The 17,325-nt window shown below is 54.7% G+C and carries 15 protein-coding genes; 9 read left to right on the top strand and 6 right to left on the bottom strand.

The annotated features are described in order from the left end of the window. Positions 1-40 precede the first annotated feature (40 nt). Together BLW70_RS22745 and BLW70_RS22740 are read right to left on the bottom strand one after the other, a co-directional pair. A complete protein-coding gene (locus BLW70_RS22745; protein ID WP_074877806.1) occupies positions 41-1,606 on the bottom strand; it encodes an aldehyde dehydrogenase (NADP(+)) in 1,566 nt (521 codons plus the stop codon). 5 nt (positions 1,607-1,611) lie between these two features. Further along, a complete protein-coding gene (locus tag BLW70_RS22740) occupies positions 1,612-2,241 on the bottom strand; it encodes a cysteine hydrolase family protein (protein ID WP_074877803.1) in 630 nt (209 codons plus the stop codon). A 100-nt stretch (positions 2,242-2,341) separates the two neighbouring features. Here BLW70_RS22740 and BLW70_RS22735 point away from each other — a divergent pair, with 100 nt between their 5' ends. Further along, positions 2,342-2,851 (top strand): winged helix-turn-helix transcriptional regulator, encoded by a 510-nt coding sequence (locus BLW70_RS22735; RefSeq protein WP_074877802.1) that lies wholly within the window; start codon positions 2,342-2,344, stop codon positions 2,849-2,851. 229 nt (positions 2,852-3,080) lie between these two features. Here the strand turns inward: BLW70_RS22735 and BLW70_RS22730 are convergent, their stop codons facing one another. Then, positions 3,081-5,366 carry an Orn/Lys/Arg family decarboxylase gene (locus BLW70_RS22730; RefSeq protein WP_074877800.1) on the bottom strand — a complete coding sequence of 762 codons (2,286 nt, stop codon included), beginning with the start codon at positions 5,364-5,366 and terminating at the stop codon, positions 3,081-3,083. A 2-nt stretch (positions 5,367-5,368) separates the two neighbouring features. Then, complete coding sequence (gene potE, locus BLW70_RS22725) at positions 5,369-6,772, bottom strand: putrescine-ornithine antiporter (protein WP_074877797.1); 1,404 nt, start codon at positions 6,770-6,772, stop codon at positions 5,369-5,371. A gap of 184 nt (positions 6,773-6,956) precedes the next feature. Between potE and BLW70_RS22720 the strand changes: the two genes are divergently transcribed. Further along, positions 6,957-7,286 carry a hypothetical protein gene (locus BLW70_RS22720; RefSeq protein ID WP_074877794.1) on the top strand — a complete coding sequence of 110 codons (330 nt, stop codon included), beginning with the start codon at positions 6,957-6,959 and terminating at the stop codon, positions 7,284-7,286. Between the two features lie 96 nt (positions 7,287-7,382). Here BLW70_RS22720 and BLW70_RS22715 read toward each other — a convergent pair whose 3' ends face one another. Beyond that, positions 7,383-8,099: a glycosyltransferase family 25 protein gene (locus BLW70_RS22715; protein ID WP_083383388.1), complete on the bottom strand. Its 717-nt coding sequence runs from the start codon at positions 8,097-8,099 to the stop codon at positions 7,383-7,385. A gap of 344 nt (positions 8,100-8,443) precedes the next feature. Between BLW70_RS22715 and BLW70_RS22710 the strand changes: the two genes are divergently transcribed. The 6 genes from BLW70_RS22710 to BLW70_RS22685 all read left to right on the top strand — a co-directional run bounded on the left by BLW70_RS22710 (position 8,444) and on the right by BLW70_RS22685 (position 14,378). Beyond that, complete coding sequence (locus BLW70_RS22710; RefSeq protein ID WP_074877792.1) at positions 8,444-9,097, top strand: peroxiredoxin; 654 nt, start codon at positions 8,444-8,446, stop codon at positions 9,095-9,097. 349 nt (positions 9,098-9,446) lie between these two features. Then, a complete protein-coding gene (locus BLW70_RS22705; protein WP_074877790.1) occupies positions 9,447-9,944 on the top strand; it encodes a hypothetical protein in 498 nt (165 codons plus the stop codon). A 360-nt stretch (positions 9,945-10,304) separates the two neighbouring features. Then, complete coding sequence (locus BLW70_RS22700; RefSeq protein ID WP_074877788.1) at positions 10,305-10,862, top strand: polysaccharide biosynthesis/export family protein; 558 nt, start codon at positions 10,305-10,307, stop codon at positions 10,860-10,862. 80 nt (positions 10,863-10,942) lie between these two features. Beyond that, positions 10,943-11,998 carry a hypothetical protein gene (locus BLW70_RS22695; protein WP_074880757.1) on the top strand — a complete coding sequence of 352 codons (1,056 nt, stop codon included), beginning with the start codon at positions 10,943-10,945 and terminating at the stop codon, positions 11,996-11,998. Positions 11,999-12,018: 20 nt separating this feature from the next. Next, positions 12,019-13,578 (top strand): GumC family protein, encoded by a 1,560-nt coding sequence (locus tag BLW70_RS22690; protein WP_074877786.1) that lies wholly within the window; start codon positions 12,019-12,021, stop codon positions 13,576-13,578. Positions 13,579-13,646: 68 nt separating this feature from the next. Then, entirely contained in the window at positions 13,647-14,378 is a 732-nt protein-coding gene (locus tag BLW70_RS22685) for a CpsD/CapB family tyrosine-protein kinase (protein ID WP_232252300.1), read from the top strand. A gap of 44 nt (positions 14,379-14,422) precedes the next feature. On the opposite strand, the gene galE is transcribed toward BLW70_RS22685, so the two are convergent. Then, positions 14,423-15,400, bottom strand: a complete 978-nt coding sequence (gene galE, locus BLW70_RS22680; RefSeq protein WP_074877781.1) for a UDP-glucose 4-epimerase GalE — start codon at positions 15,398-15,400, stop codon at positions 14,423-14,425. 244 nt (positions 15,401-15,644) lie between these two features. Here galE and BLW70_RS22675 point away from each other — a divergent pair, with 244 nt between their 5' ends. Continuing rightward, positions 15,645-17,291 carry a phosphoethanolamine transferase gene (locus tag BLW70_RS22675; protein WP_074877779.1) on the top strand — a complete coding sequence of 549 codons (1,647 nt, stop codon included), beginning with the start codon at positions 15,645-15,647 and terminating at the stop codon, positions 17,289-17,291. The last annotated feature ends 34 nt before the right edge of the window (positions 17,292-17,325 follow it).

The following is a 17,325-nucleotide window of genomic DNA, read 5'->3' as shown; positions in this document are numbered from 1 at the left end:
CTACCGGGCGGATTGGCAAAGACTGCCTCAAGGACGGCTTTTATTGGCCGTCTACGAGGCGAGGCAGCCCCAAGGGATCAAACTCGCGCAATGTCTCAGGCAATAGCGCATCCGGAAAACCCTGGTAGGACACCGGGCGCAAAAAGCGTTCAATCGACGTCATGCCCACCGAGGTGAAACGGCTGTCCGACGTTGCCGGAAACGGTCCACCGTGGATGGTGGCGAAAGTCACCTCCTGAGGGTGCGCGAAAGCGTTGACCACGATTCGCCCGGTACGCCGCTCCAGGACCGGCAGCATGCGATGAGCCAGCGGCATATCGCGCTCATCAAGATGCATGGCGGCGCTGAGCTGGCCCTTGAGCGAGCGAGCGACGGCAAGCAGTTCATCCTCATCCTTGACGTTCACCAGCAGTGCTGAGGGACCGAATACTTCTTGCGCAAGTACCGTTTCGGTCAGGAAGCGTTGACCGTCGACCTCATGCAACACCGATTGGCCATCAAAATCAGCGTTGGCTCGCGAGCCTTCGGCGATGCGATTTGCACCGACGCTCTCCATTGCGCCGAGGCCGCTCAAGTAGGAGGCATGAATACCTGGCGTCAACATCGTGCGCGCCGATGCTTCGGTGACGCCTTTTGCCATGGCGGCGCGCAGCGCTTCAAAGCCAGCTCCTTTGATGGCGAAGAGGATGGCGGGTCTGAGGCAGGCTTGCCCCACATTGACCAGCATGCGTTCGATAAAGCCAGCACCGATTTGCGCTCCACGCTCGGCCAGCGCATGGGGCAGGATGAACGTGGGGTTGACGCTGGTCATCTCGGTGAATACGGGAATGGGATCAGGGCGTAGCTGCGCACGCCGATACAGCGCCATGCCGCCATGCTCCGAGCCGGTGAACGTCACGGCCTTGATCAACGGATGATCGACCAAGGCTTCGCCGATCGTGTTGCCAATGCCACGCACCATCGAGAAAACACCCTCAGGCAGTCCGTTCTCGTGTACCGCCTTGCGGATGGCACGCGCCTGAATTTCCGATGCGCCTGGATGGGCGTTATGCGCCTTCACGATGACGGTCGCGCCAGCTGCCAATGCCGAAGCGGTATCGCCACCTGCGACCGAATAGGAAATGGGAAAATTACTCGCGCCGAAAATAGCCACAGGGCCGATTGCCATTTTCTGAAGTCGATGATCCATGCGTGGGCGAGGCTGACGATGGGGCTGGGCCGGATCGATGGCCAGCTGGAGGAAGCGTCCTTTACGTACGACCGCCGCGAACTGGCGAAACTGGGTGGCAGCTTTTACCGCTTCGCCTTCAAGCTGAGCCTCAGGCAGGCCCGTTTCGAGCGCGGCCCGTGCGGCAAGCTCATGACGGACAGCGTCGAGATTGTCGGCAATGCTTTCCAGGAACGCCGCGCGCCGGGTGAGCGAGGTATGGCTGTAATGGTCGAATGCTTCGTCGGCAAGCATCGCGGCCTGGTTGACGTCTGCCATACCACCGAGTGCGAAATCCGGCTCGATCAACTGGTTGGTTGCGGGGTTGAGCGCCTTCATTGTCCCTTCAATGGCCGGGACTTCGTTTGCGCCGATAGTGAGGTTTGCAGTCAATGTCATGTGTGTCACCCCTGCTGTGCCAGAGACGCGATGAGCTCGTTCGTCGCCACAATGGCGTGGGCGAACGTGGGGCCGTTGAGTTCATGCGCGGCCTGCATCATTTCCGGCTTGAAGGCAGCGGTCGCATCACGTACCAGTGTGACGTGGTAACCGAGTTCCACGGCGTAGCGCGCGGTTGCCTCGATGCAGGTATTCGCCAGCAGACCCACGATGATCACGTGCGTGATGCCTTTCTGCTTGAGGCGAAAATCAAGGTCGGTGTTGGCAAAGCCGCTCGAGCCCCAATGTTCCTGAACGACGATGTCGCCGTCCTTGGGCGTGAAATCGGGGTGCCATTCCCCGCCCCATTCCCCGCGTGCGAAGTGATGCATGTGCATGACCTTGCACTGGGTAGGGCTCGGATGATCCCATCCTTCGTAGTCGCCTTGTTCCCAACGGCGGTGCGGTACGATGACCACCGGAATATCGAGTGCACGGACGGCGCGGTCGAGGGCGCGCAGATTTTCGAGCAGGCCGACTTGCTCGGCAATCGGCTTGATCAAGGGGTAGACCTTTCCGCCTTCCGACAGAAAATCATTGTAAGGATCGACCAGCAGATACGCGGTTCTGGTGAGGGGATAAATGGCTTTGGACATGGCGATTTTCTCCAGGGATTTTGGATGACTCGCGCCGAGGGTTTGCCCAGGTACGATTTAGATATGATAATCATAGTAACTGTAGGAGAGGCAAGTCCTTATGTCGGTAAACACGAGTGCTGCGCAAACCCTGTGCCCGATTGCACGGGCTGAGGCGGTCGCAGGCGACCGCTGGACCGTACTGGTCCTGCGTGAGTTGTTCATGGGGAGCCATCGATTCGACGAAATCCAGGCGCAGACCGGAGGAACCCCGCAAATGGTTGCCGCACGCCTGAAAAATATGGAGTCTGACGGACTCGTCGCTCGCCGTCCCTATAACGAGCGGCCGCCACGCTACGAGTATCACCTCACCCCGAAAGGGCAGGCCTTCTATTCGGTGATCCTTGCGCTGCGCGCGTGGGGTGAAACCTGGTGCAAGTCGCCAGAGGAAGAGTTGGCGGTCGTTTACACCCACAAAACCTGTGGCCAACCCGCCGGGCTGGGGCCGCTTTGCGAACATTGCGGCGAACTGTTGCGCCGTGAAGAGCTGATCAGCGAGCCGAGCGCCGCCTACATCGAAGAACGAAACGCACGGCGTGAGGCTTTCAAGGGGAGTCGAATCCAGTCATAAGGACGTGCGGTTCACCACTGCTCAACGCCTTGATCAGTCGGTGTATGCCCTCACCGAGACGCAGTTGCTCCCGGCGAAAACCCAGCGCTTCATCGAGTTCGCGATCTTCGTTGCCGGGACGCAATGTGAGGGTTTAAACCCCACGGATTACCCGCTCAGGAAAAGACATGTAAAACGGGCGCCTTCAAGGCGCCCGTTGTTTTACTTTGCACTGTGTACAGGCGCTAGTTCATTTCAACACCAGCAAGCTATAAACCCCGCCCTCGCTTTCAATCCCATGGGTGTCATGGGTGAAACCCGGGAAGGATCTGTCGAAGGCTTCCAGTGCCTTGAGATAGGCCAGCAACGGGCCGTCCGCAGCCCCGGCGTTTTCGCCCGGCATCAGCAATGGAATGCCCGGTGGATACGGCACGATCCCGGTCGCAGCGATACGCCCGGCGGCTTCTTCGAGTGTCACCCGTTCGATGTCGTTTCTGACCAGTTTTTCGTAGGCCTCCACCGGGCTGAATTCGGCTTTGGGCAGTGTGCCGAACGCCTGGGCCATGTTGGCGGTGGTTTTGTGTTTCTTCATGGCGGCGAAGATTTCGTCGGCCAGGTCCTTGAGGCCCATGCCGGCATAACGAGCCTGGTTGGCGGCCAGCAGATCCGGCAGGCACAGTTCCAGTTCGACGTTGTCGTCATAATCGCGTTTGAAGTCGAGCAGGGCATTGAGCAACGTGCCCCATTTGCCTTTGGTGATCCCGATAGAGAACAGGAACAGAATAGTGAAGTCGGTGGTTTTCTCGACCACGATGCCCTGGCGTCCCAGGTAGGCCGTGAGCACACAGGCCGGGATGCCCGAGTCGAGCAGGTTGCCGTCGTCGCCCATGCCGGGGCTGAGCACCGAGACCTTGATCGGGTCGAGCATGCAGTAGCCTTCTTCGATGTCGCCGAAGCCGTGCCATACCGCGTTGGGATGCAACACCCAGCAGTTCGGCTCGGTTTTCAAAAGCACCGGGTCGACTTCATGGAACGGCACGGTGGCCGCGCCAACCTGCACGGTCGGCGGCTGCCAGCAGGTAAAGAACCACTCTTCCTTGCTCAACATCTCGTTGTGCATGCGCGAGACTACCTGGCGGAAACTGATAGCCTCTTCGATCGATTCGGTGGTGAGGATTTGCCCGCTGGGCGCGTCCATCATCGCCGAGCTGACGTCGCATGAAGCCATGATCGCGTAATTCGGCGAAGTCGAGGCATGCATCATGTACGACTCGTTGAAGCGACCATGATCGATCGGATTGCGGCCGTTACGCACGTGAATCATCGAGGCCTGGGAGAGGGCGGCCAGCAACTTGTGGGTCGACTGGGTGGCGAACACCGTCGGCTTCGAGTCGTCGTGATCGTCCGGGCTGCCGTGCATGGCGTGGCGCTCGCGGTACAGCGGGTTGAAACGCGCATAACCGTACCAGGCTTCATCGAAATGCAGACGATCGACGCTTTGCCCCAGCAACTCTTCGACGCGGGTGACGTTGTAGGTCAGGCCGTCGTAGGTGGAGTTGGTGATGATCGCGTGGACGGGTGTCGGGTCGATGCCTTGCTTGACCAGCGGGTTACTGGCAATGGCGTCTTTCACGCCGCTGGCGCTCAGGGTTTGCGGCAGGATCGGGCCAATGATGCCGTAGCGATTGCGGGTCGGTACCAGATAGGTCGGGATGGCACCGGACAGGGTCATCGCATGTTCGGCGGACTTGTGGCAGTTGCGGTCACACAGGGCGATCTGATTGCGCGTAACGCTGGCCATGAGGATGACGCGGTTAGACATCGACGAGCCGTTGGTGACGTAGTAGGTGCGGTGGGCCCCGAACACTTTGGCGGCGTAGCGCTCGCCCTGGCCGATAGGGCCGCTGTGATCAAGCAGCGAACCGAGTTCGCCGACCGAAATCGACAGGTCCGAACGCAGCAGGTTCTCGCCAAAAAACTCATAGAAAGCGCGCCCCGCGGTGCTCTTCAAAAAAGCTGTGCCGCCAGCATGTCCAGGGGTGTGCCAGGAGTATTCATAGCTTCGGGAAAACTTCACCAGCGCCCCGAACATGGGAGGCAGTGCGGCTTGGCGATAACGTTCGATGGCTGCCAGGATGCGCCCGCTGAGGAAGCGGCTGGTGTCCTCGGGCAACCAGATGAAGTCGTCGGCGTGCTGCATGACCACCAGCGGAATGCTCGACGCGGTACTGCGATCGCTAATCAGGAAAACCGGCACGCGGGTGTTGCGCTCACGCAGACTGACCAGCAGTTGGATGCATTCCTCGTGACCTGCGCTTTTGTCCATCTCCCAGCTGAGTAGCACGCATTGAATGGCTGGGTCCGAGCGCAGGATCGACGTGGCATCGCTCAGGGTTTCCGACGCCAGCACCTGGACTGCGCGTTCCTCCACATCGTTGATCAACTGATCCAGGGCGCGACCGAAGACGGTGCGTTTGTCCGGCGGGCTGCTGACCAACAGCGTGAGCATTCCAAGCGAATGTCTATGTTCCATCATGATTAAGCCTCCACTCTGACTGCATGCAAGTTATTGACCGGCACCGGTTTGCCCGTGATGTGCCGAGCGTTGACGGTCTGTGTTGGTACGCTGTTATTGAGTGCTTCGAGGCGGATCAGGCGGTTGTTGACGAAGCCGAACAGCGTATAGCCGAAGATCGTTGCCACGCCGCCGAGCATCAGCGCCTGCGGGCCCGAGCTGTAGAGCGCCAGGTAGCTGTAAGCCGCAGCCACCCACGCAATGATGTTGGTGGCCAAGGCCTTGCCCGCCGGTACGTTGGACACTTTTTGCATGGTCATCAGCGCGGCCATGGATAGGATGTAGGGCACCAGGTTGGTGACCACCGCGAGGTTGACGAGTGTGTCGAACTGCTTGCTCAGGTCAGGGCTGATGGTGAGAAAAGCCAGCGCCGTTTGCACTGCCAGCAGCACCAGCATGCCGATAATGGGTGTTCCGGCCTTGTTGGACTTGGCAAAGATCGACAGGAAATAACCGGTGTCCGCAGAGCTTTTGTAAACCTGCGCGATGGTGAACTGCCAGCCCAGCAGCGAACCGATGCACGCCAATACCATCGCAGCCATCACAATGTCGCCGACCATAGGCGTGAACATCTTGGCAAAGACCAGCCCGAACGGTGCGGTGGAGGAGGCCAGTTCCGGGTTATCGACAATGCCGGCAATGACGTTGGTAGAGACGATGTAGATCACCGCCGCGCCGAGGGTACCGCCGAGGACTGCAATCGGTACGTTCTTCTCCGGGTTTTCCACGGCATCGGTGTTGGCGCAAGCCGACTCGAGACCGAGGAAGGCCCACAAGGTGATCGCCACCGATGCACCTGCGGCATCGAACCAGCCCATGTTATGCGGGTTCCAGCCGGCGGCGTAGACACTGCTGTCGAACCAGAACCAGCCAATGGTGGATACCAATACCACTGGCGCAATCACCCCCCAAACCGTGATCGCACCGATCCGGCCGGTAATCCGCGCGCCGCCGAAGTTGGCGAAAGTGGTGATCCACAACAGAGCGATGGTCGCCAGACCCACTTGCAGTGAATCAAGCTGAACATGGAACAGCTCCTGGATATAGCCGACCGCAGTAATACTGATCGCCACGTTGGCAATCAACAGCGAGAGGCCATAGGTGTAGTTGGTGATGTAGTTGCCTGCCTTGCCGAAAGTGTATTCGGCATAGCCGCCCATGCCCCCGGTCTTTCGGCTGAGCATCCCGCAGCGCGCAAAGGCATAGGCCAGCGCCAGGGAGCCGGTGGCCGTGATCAGCCAGGAAAGGATGGAAATACCGCCGACTTCGGCAAGTTTTGTGGGGAGTAGCACAATACCGGAGCCCAACATGTTGACGGCTGTCAACATCGTCAGTTGCCCCACTGTCATTTTCTTTGCGACTGACATTCCGTTGCCTCATTTGTTGGCGGGAGAGAGCGTTAGCTATAGCAAAGGATTGAATTGGCGCAAGAAACGTCCGTACGACAGGAGAAAAACCGGCTATAGCGCACTTAAGGCATTTTGCTGGCCCCGAAGATTGAATCTTTTGACCAAAATCAATTTACTTTCAGTTAGTTGGGATCGAATTTAAATGCGGAATGTGATGGTTGCGCTGATTTCGTTAGGCCTGGCGAGCGTTGCCGCCTCTGTCCAGGCCAAAGAGCTGGCATCGAGTGATCGTTACATTTGCAGCTGGGGCGCAGGTACCGCGGCAAAAGCCCAGGAACTCAAGCTGTCCGGGGTTTCCCTGTATGCAGCGCGGCAGAAGCTACATACCTACAAATTCAGCAAGCCGTGGATGCACATGATGGCGATGGGCATTACCGAGCAGACCTATGACAGTCATTCTCGGATGAAGCCCGCAGCCCTGCGCGAGAGCTTTTACGAGGAGTGCGTGCGGTACAAGTTGGCACGCAAATGAGGAGGGCGGCCCGCCACAATCATCCGGACACGGTTCTGCGCCGTGCCGGGCTGGTACGTCAGTCGGGTAATTGAGGCCTTTCCTGTAGAGGGAGAACTATCGAGTCCTTCTCAGGTTTTTTGCCTTTAACCTCCTGAGCATACCCATTACCGGTCGCAGGATAGGCACCCTGTCAAACAGGGAAAGCTCATGCAGGTCGGTCCGCGAGGGCCTTTGGTAGCCACAATTCCAGGTGAAATAATAAGCCGAAATTTCTTTGTTCTTATGAATGAGCGTATTGAGAGCCGCGTCATAATGCATTGGGCCTCCGTCAGGATGTCCCGGTGGCCGCTCCAGAATCTCGAATAAAAAATCCCTCAATTTCCCAAAACACTTCCCGTTTACAGCATAGAAATGGGCCAGGTGTATTGGCCGGTCGACTGCTTTCCAGGCGGGCAAGTTTGAATTTTCTTCAAACGGATGCCCGAAATAGACGATGTCCCACTCCAAACCTTCCAGAGCCTTGATGGCCTCTCTACCGTATTGAGAAATGTGTCTGGAAAACTGTATGTCGTCCTCCAGGATCAAGACATTTTTCAAATTCAGGCGGATTGCCTCTTCCAGCACCCCCAGATGACTCAGAAAGCAGCCTCTGACACCGACGCTCGGGAAGCCATTTCCCTCAGTGGGCGTAACAGCCTCAAAAAAGCCTGTTTTTTCATCATCGATGTGAAAGCCGTTGCGAGTGAACTCTTCAACTGTTTCTAAACGGCGATCCTTTCTTGACGAGATATTGATGATTCTTACTCGATCAAAGTATTCGATCACATTCATCTGTCAGGTCCTTGGCGCAGACAATCAGGGCAGTTGGATTGGGGAACCCGAGTGCGGAAAACACCGTGCGGGCAGCATCAGAGCAGGGCCACTTTCTGCATTTCCTGACGGCTCGGCGTCAGCTTCCATGACCTCAACCTGACAGGCTGAGTACTTGGCGCTTTGTCCGTTTCTCTATCGACCCCGGATTGCAGTATAGGCAGCATTTCGTCTCGTAAATCGGTATGCAGCGGATAGGTCTGCTAGCCCTTTGGCGGATCGCGGATACAGAGCGAAGTCTTCAAGGTCTCCTATACTGGATCGTTCCGAGAGTGTCCCTACCCTTCACAGCGAGGAGAACGCATATGACCATTCGTATTGGCGACGAAGCACCGGATTTCACCGCCGAAACCACTGAAGGCACGCTCCATTTCCACGAATGGATTGGCGACAAGTGGGCCATCCTGTTCTCACACCCGAAGGACTTCACCCCGGTCTGCACCACTGAACTCGGTTATATGGCCGGGCTCAAGCCGGAGTTCGACAAACGCAACACCAAGATTATCGGTCTCAGCGTCGACCCGGTCGGTAACCATCAGACCTGGTCCAAAGACATCGAAGAAACCCAGGGCCATGCAGTCAACTACCCAATGATCGGCGATGAGAACCTGGTGGTGGCCAAGCTCTACGACATGATTCACCCGAACGCCAGTGGCGGCGCTCGTACTGCCGTGGACAACGCAACGGTGCGTTCAGTGTTCATTGTCGGTCCGGATAAAAAGATCAAGGCGATGCTGGTCTACCCGATGAGTGCCGGGCGCAATTTCGATGAAGTATTACGGCTGCTCGATGCTATCCAGTTGAACGCCAAGCACACGGTTGCCACTCCGGTGAACTGGCGTCCGGGCGAGGACGTGATCATTCCGACGTCGGTATCCGACGACGATGCAAGGAAGAAGTACCCGGAAGGCTTTAAGACGGTGAAACCGTATTTGCGTACGGTAGCGCAACCGAAGTAATGGTCAGGTGATCATCCTGCCTTCAATCGCGATGCAGGCGTCGTCGGTCCAGTGCATGGCTTTCCCTGAGCCGCCGTAGCCCGTTGCGGGGAAGCTGTTCCGGGTCGACGCCAACAGCCCGAAGCGGGCTGACGCCTCATGCGCAAAGCCATTTCACAGGGATAGAATTTACTGGGTTGCGGGGCATATTGTGGCGTTATTTTGACGCCATCCACCCTGAATTTAAATTTGGATTTATTATTGTGACGAGCTATTGACGTAATGGCGATGTGCTTATAGGCTCAATTTAGCCGATATAGATTTCTTAAACCGACAAAAGAATAACCCCCTTACGCAAGGAGGCGGTGTTATGCGCTCAACATTTGTCATTAAATTCGTGTTGTTGTCCGTGATCCTGAATGGTGCAGCCGTTGCTAGTGCGCAGGCGACCAGTCTGGCCTATGAAATTAGTCGCATAGGCAATACCAGCGAGGCGTTGAGGCCCAAACTTGGCGCGGTTCTTGAGAAGTATGCGGATGGCGCTTCGCTTACTTTGGGAAAGGGTCTTGGTTTGCCTTCGTTGATCACCGATATTTATTTCGATAATGCCGATTCCTCCAAATTTAATGGTGTCATCGATCACGCTGACTCAGGCGTTGGCGTATCCGTCAATTCTTCTTCGAGTGACGGATTAATGGCGGCGGCAAACAATAAGCAGATCAAGACTGATTCGGCAATCCAGGTTAAAAGTCTGGCTGAAACAACTGATACCAATCAACCGAATGCAGTACCGCTTTCAGCGGCAGCATGGTTGTTCTCTTCCGCATTGATTGGTTTTATTGTGGTTGCCAACCGACGGAAGATATAGATGGATGACACTAAGCGTTGGTTGTAAGTATGGATATAAAGTTAGTTGCATCGGCAAAGGTTGCCATTAACAGATTGACGGTGTTGCAGTTAAACCGGCTCAAGCGGGTAGGGTGTGGCTAATATTGACGCAAATACGTCGAAGGCAGCTTGCTTGTTCCAACCTGTTGTTAAATAACGCTATTTTGTTGTCTTGCACTAACGTTCCGGTTTTGGGTGTGTTGCATTGTCGGAATTGACCACCCGGAAGCTCAAAGCGATCCTGTTTGGTAATTTCTTTTGCGTGAAATGGGCTAGAGTCATTTGACTAGGTTTTTTTGTTCTAAGCTCTTTGCATGGCTACTTAGACGGAGGGATCCCGATGTTCCGTTCATTGATACCTGTGCTGTGCGCGCTGGCCGTTTGGCCCAGCATTTCCAATGCCGTCGAAAATGACGGGGCTTACAAGCTGAATCAGGGAGACAACCTTTCTATTTCCGTTTGGGGGGAAGACAAGCTCAAGCAGGATGTACGCGTACTCCCCAACGGCAGCATTACCTTTCCGCTGGTAGGGCGAGTCGATGTTGAGGGGCTTGATACCACCGCTGTCGAGCAGCAAATCGCTGCCAGGCTTGAGAAATTCATACCTGATCCGCAGGTGAGCGTGGTCGTCACCGGCACCGAAGGTAATCTCGTCTACGTTCAGGGCAAAGTGCTGAAACCCGGCACCGTGCATATGTCAGGTCAAACGTCAGTGCTGCAGGTAATAAGCATGGCGGGTGGGCTCGACAAATTCGCCGATAAAGACGACATTAAGGTCGTGCGACTCAACGGGACTAAACAAGAGATCCTGCGCGTCAACTACAGCAAGTTGATGTCGGGGGATGACATGTCCACCAATTTTCTACTTAAAGCCGGCGATACGCTGGTCGTGCCTTAGCCTTGGCACTAAGGATTATCTTGCTTGGATTTCGAACTACCGGGGTTGCGACGGCAATCCTGGCTTTGTCGTGTTCGGACATGGCCTCTGCTGCTACTTGGCAATCAGCTATAGCCGTGCCTTCGACGGTCGAGTACGACAGCAACCCACTGCTGCTCACGAGTGATGAGGAAGGGGTGACTCGTACCATCATCGCCCCCGATTACAGCCTTGTGGGTACTTCCGGGCCGGATGAGTACCGGTTCGGTCTGGGGGTGAATATCGTGCGTTCGTCGGATACGTCGATCGTTTCGGACCGTGAAGATCCCAGATTAAGGTTGGGGTGGCAGCGCGAGACCGAAACGGGGGCTTTTGGGCTTGTGGCGAGGTATGAAGAAAACTCTACGCTTTCCACGGTGGTCCAGGAAACCGGCGTAGTTGCCTCTGATGGCACGCAAAAGATGTATTTGGTGGGCGGCAACTGGAGCACTGCTCTCAGCGAGCGAAGTACCCTGGTTAACGAAACTGACTACACTCATGTCACTTACGATATTGATTCACTGACCGACTATGACGAGCTGGCAACCCGCTTCAGCTGGAACTATGCGTGGAGTGAGCAGGTCGAGCTGTTCACCCGTCTTGGCGTGAGGCGCTATGAGCCGGAGGAGGGTTCTGCGGTGGCTTCCTCAAACAGCTACACCCCTACGACCGGCTTGAATGTCCAATTCTCCGAGCGGCTAAGGGGGACGGCTTACGTGGGTCTCAACCAAGTCTCCGGCACAGATAGCGGCCCAAAAGGCCAGGGCGGTTTATTGCTGCAATATGCCGGTGAGCGTATTGATACCAGCATCGATGCCAGTCGCAGCACGCTCGCCAGTGGCGACGGTGGTTTCGTCGAGGTTGATGCCCTGAGAGGTTCATGGAGCTATTCGATCGACGAGACCCGACGCACCGGTTTCGATGCTTCCTGGCAAGACGCCAAAGGCCGGACGCCTAATACCCTGCAAAATTACGGTGCCTGGTTTAGCCAAGAACTCTCGCCTTTTTGGATTGCCCGCCTATCCTACACATACAAACAACGCCAGCAAGATGGCTTGCCGGATGCCACTGCAAACGTAGTCGGGCTGACGCTGACTTATAGTTATCCCGGTCTCTGACATTCAGCTGTGTGAGAAATATGGCCACTGAATACGAAATGTCGTTCAACGACTACCTAGCTATCATCAAGCACCACGCCCTGCTGTTGATCGTGAGTTTCGTGGTCATACTCGGCGTTTGCGTAGCGGTAGCAATCTCTCTCCCGCCTACCTATGAGTCATCCGGCACGATACTGGTGGAGTCTCAGCAGATTTCGCCAGACCTGGTGGCGGCCAACAACAATACCTTTGCCGATGAGCGTATCGAAGTCATTCGCCAGCGCGTGATGACCCGTGAGCATCTGGAAGGGATCATCAACAAATACAATCTTTTTGCTTCGCAAAGTCGGCAACTGACCGTTACCGAGAAGATCGAAGAAATGCGCAATGCGATTGTGGTCTCCCTCGTCAGTGCTGCCGTCAAGGGGCGCGGAGAGGTGACGATTGCTTTCCGTCTTTCCTTTGAGCACCGCCAGCCAGAGATTGCGAACAAAGTTGCCAAGGAGCTGGTGACGCTGTTTCTGGATGAAAACATCAAGCAGCGCACCGAACGCGCCAGTGAAACCACAGAGTTCCTGACGCAGGAAGCGGACAAACTGAGGGTGGAACTGGAAACCCTTGAGAATCGGCTGGCGGACTTCAAGCAGGCACACAGCAACGCGCTGCCCGAGCATCAAGAGCTGCGCATGAACATGTTGACGCGCGCCGAAACCGAGCTGAAGGAGATCGACCGTGACTACAAGACTGCCCGTGAGGAGTTGCGTTTCAATGAATTGGAGCTTTCCGCCGCGAATGCCGGGCTAGCGACCAGGCCTGGAGCACTCGGTACGGCTGCTGATAAACCACAGGATCTGGCTAGCCTCAAAGCGGAGTACATCCGCTTGCAGTCGCTGTATACGCAAGCCCACCCCGACGTGCGTGCCGTCAAGCGCAAAATTGCTGCACTTCAGGCCGGCAAAGGCGCTGGCGCATCAGCTTCGGTCAATCTGGACGTTGCCAGGGCTCAGGCGCGGATCTCCGCAGCCGAAGCACGGATCAAGTCGCTGGCCGATCAAAAGCAGCAAATACTCGGAAAAATAGCCGAATACGAGGCACAAATTATTGAGACGCCGCAAATCGAGCGCGGCTTGGTCACGGTGATGCGTGACCATGATAATGCTCGTAAAAAATATGAGGAAATTCGCACCAAGGAAATGAGTGCGAAAATTTCAGAAAGCCTGGAGCAGGAGAACAAAGCCGAGCGTTTCGTTCTTCTGGAATCACCGCTGATGCCCGAAAAACCGGTACGGCCGAACCGTAAAAAAGTGGTTGCCATGGGTTTCTTGCTTGCCCCGGTGGGTGCCGGCGCGCTGGTGATGCTCCTCGAGATGATGAGTCAGCGTGTACGCGGTGCCCAGGCCTTGGCCAGCGTGCTGGGTAGACGCGTACTGGTTTCCATTCCTTACATTCACACCAAGGCCGAACTGGCACGCCGCAGGAAGTGGCGAATGCTATCGATCGTCTGTGGAGTCGCAATACTCGCGATCTTTCTGGTGCTCTTGCACTTCCTCTATATGCCTCTGGATCTTCTGATATTTAAAGCTTTGGGCCGGTTTGCATAAGGAATATAGCCATGGAAATAATCAATTCTGATACCGAAAAAGCCGAGCAACAGACCTCGTCAAAAGCCATGACACCGACCGCGCAATCAACAAGTCTGAATGCGCTCAGTTATGTGCAAACCAAGGTTGTACCTTTGCGACCGGGTCACCTTGAGCGCAACCGAATTGTGGCTTACAACAAAAATTCGAATGTGGGCGGAGCATTCGATCTACTGCGTACACAAGTGCTGAAAATCATGGAGGAAAATGGTTGGCGCACGCTCGCCATCACCTCGCCGACCCCGGAGGCAGGCAAGACGGTGTTGGCTATAAACCTGGCGATGAGTATTGCGCATCACACCACCAAGACGGCGTTGCTGGTGGACTTCGACTTGCGTCGTCCGAAGGTGGGTGAATATCTGGGACTGCCGATGGATAAATCGCTTAATGAATTGTTGGCAGATGAAGCTGAACTGCAAGAGGTACTGGTCAACCCGACTTTGCCGCGCTTTGTAGTCCTGCCTACGCGCGAGCCGATTCCTCTTTCCACCGAAGTGTTGTCATCGCCTGCAGTGAGCCATTTGATTGCTGATCTGCGCGAGCGCTACAACTCACGCATCGTGATTTTCGACTTGCCGCCGTTGTTGAGTTCGGATGATGTGATTAACGTCCTGCCCAGGTTCGACTGCGTCCTGCTCGTTGTCGCTAATGGATTGAACAGCAAGAAAGAGATCGAGGAAAGTCTGCATCATCTTGGCACAGCCAACCTGATTGGTACGGTGTTGAACAAAGCCGAGCCTGAAAACCGCTCTTACTACTAGAGCATCATCCGCACGAGGTCGGCGCTATCGGCTGGCGCCGACGCTCAGTGCCAAGGGTACTTCTGCTCCCAGCTCCAGGCATGCGCCACTATCTGTTCAAGTGAGCCAAATTGCGGGTGCCAGCCAAGTAATGTGTTGGCCCTGCGGGGATCGGCCACCAGGCGGGGTGGATCGCCCGCGCGACGTGGCGCTGCGCTGACAGATATAGCCTGGCCGGTCACGTAGCGCGCGGTATCGATCACTTGCTGTACTGAGAAACCTTGACCGTTACCGAGGTTGAACGCCGTGCTTGCACCGCCTGCCAGCAGATAATCCAAGGCAAGCGCGTGAGCGGCAACGAGGTCGACAACGTGGACGTAGTCGCGGATGCAAGTACCGTCAGGTGTGTCGTAATCACAGCCGTAGACGGTGATGGTTGCGCGCCGTCCCGAGGCTGCTTGCAGGATCAGGGGCAGCAGGTGGGTTTCCGGTTCATGGCGTTCACCTAACTGTCCTTCAGGGTCTGCTCCGGCGGCGTTGAAGTAGCGCAGGCAGACAGATTTCAGCCCGTATGCACGATCGAAATCTTCTAGCATCTGCTCCACCATCCACTTGCTGCGCCCATAAGGGTTGATCGCTGCCTTGGGATGCTCTTCGTCTATCGGTACATACACCGGGTCACCGTAGACGGCGGCGGTAGAGGAAAAAATGAAGTTTTTAACCCCGGCGCGAACCATCGCCTGGAGCAGCGTCAGGGTGGCGGTGAAGTTGTTTTGATAGTACTTGGCAGGTTCAGCGACAGATTCGCCCACCTGTATAAAGGAGGCGAAGTGGAACACAGCATCAAAGTGGTGTCTCGCAAACAGGACATCCAGTGCCTGTTCGTCGGCTATGTCCAGTTCGACCAATGTCCCGCCTCTCAACGCGCTGCGATAACCCGTTGAGAAATTGTCTGCCACCACAAGATCGTGACCTGCGCTCAGTAGCTGCTTCACCATGTGCGAGCCAATATAACCCGCGCCACCCACCACCAAAAATTTCATCCTGATCTCCGATTTCCTGGGCGCTTTGCTGTGAGCTCAAATGATTGTATAGCGGCAATCAAGGCAGGTCGCAAACAGCTTCTTCATTTGCTCCTGCATGCCAAGGATGCACAGCGCCAAACCTTGCAGCTCGCTACGTCTGGAGCACCAAACGAGGGAGTATTTTTGAACGTAATGCAGCGAGTACGCCAATTGGAGCTACCCTCTGAGGAGGCATATGGGCATCCTGCGGGAATAATTACCAATGAAAAATTCTGCCAAAATTATCGATGGTTTATTAAAAATATTAAAAGCAGAATGGCCAAATTTAGTGTTGTGGTCATATTTGCTTTCACCCTTGGTGGTTAGAACGCTGACAAGCTATCAGTACTCTAAAATTGATTTGTTAGTCTTTTACACCCTTGGCATGTCGGTGTTGTGGCTTTTGGCAATCAGATTTATTTCCTCCAATCAATTCAAGGTTCACCTCATTCTACTGCCATTCTATTTGGTAGCAGCTATTGATCTATTTTTGGTTTTGAACTTCAACTCAAGATTAACGGCTGCCTATCTGTTTATTGGCTTGACGAACTTCCAGGAAGCAAGCGAATTCCTGCCGACCTATTGGCGACCCATCAGTATCGTTTTGATGATTTTCATACTGTGCTATGGGGCTGGATTAATAGGCCTGCATAAACGCAAATTATATAAGAGCAAAGGTGTTTTTGTTTTGGCTATTAGCGCCTTGATCGCAGGGTATGGGGCGTATTTTTATAAAACCGTTCAGCTTAACTCTTTCGGGAAGTCTGCAGTCATGGACCTCCTTGCAAAAGATCAAAGCACGCCAGTAGGTTATTTGTCGCAAATTACCCTTACTGCAAACTTGTATTTTGGGACGGAGAAGCTCATCAAACGTCGTCGGGAATCTGACGTAAAAATAACCAGCCTATCGGATCAGTCAACTATAGAAACCATTGTTTTTGTAATCGGTGAGTCATCGCGGCCGCACAACTGGTCCCTCTACGGTTATGACAAGGACACAACTCCGAATCTTGGTAAGCAGGCGGGCATTTTCAAGTTTAATAAGATCTGTACGACAGCCCCATACACCTCGTTCGCCGTGCCTTCAATGCTGAGCCTTGAGCCTATATCGGATTGGGACTCCATTGCGTCAACGAAATCGTTGGTGAGTATATATCGGGCGGCCGGGTACATGACCTATTGGTTGTCGGTGCAGGAAGTTGATAGTTTTGGCGGAATAATTCCACAAATAGCCGCCGAGGCACAATACCGTCAATACTTTGAGAGAAGTTATGATGGGGCGTTGATGTCGGAATATGAAAAAATACTCAATAAAAACGAAACGGAAAAGAAAGCCATATTCATTCATGTCAAGGGAAGCCATTTCGAGTATTCACGCCGATACCCGGAAAGCTTCGATCAATTCAAGCCGGCAACAAGCAGCTTCAAAGACAAGATCACTGCAGAATATGATAATAGTATTTTGTATACAGACTGGTTGTTGAGTACGATTATTGATCAGTTGAAGTCGAGCAAAAAACCATCCGTCTTGTTTTACTCATCAGATCATGGCGAAAACATGATGGATGACAGTCGAGGGTTGTTGGGTCACGGGATTGGCAATAAATATGATCTTCCGGTTTCGGCGTTTATCTGGGCGTCCGAGAATGTTTCAAACCAGCAATCGCTCAAATTTTTAAAGCTGAAGGAAAGAGAAAGTCAGAAAATCAGCATATCGTCCTTGCCCCATACGCTTTTAAATATCACCGGGGTTTTTACGAACAGGTATAAAAGTTCGGATGATTTATCAAGTGATGATTTCGTTTCGTCGAAATGTCCGCATTTACTCGGCGCAGGCTATGTTCCATCGTTTGATTTTGACGCTCTTTAAATACCCCTCGTTGAACAACGCCGCAAGGCGTTGT

Source organism: Pseudomonas frederiksbergensis, from assembly GCF_900105495.1.
Taxonomy (GTDB): domain Bacteria; phylum Pseudomonadota; class Gammaproteobacteria; order Pseudomonadales; family Pseudomonadaceae; genus Aquipseudomonas; species Aquipseudomonas frederiksbergensis.
The sequence above is the reverse complement of the archived record's forward strand: the minus strand, read 5'-3'. Positions and strand labels throughout refer to the sequence as shown.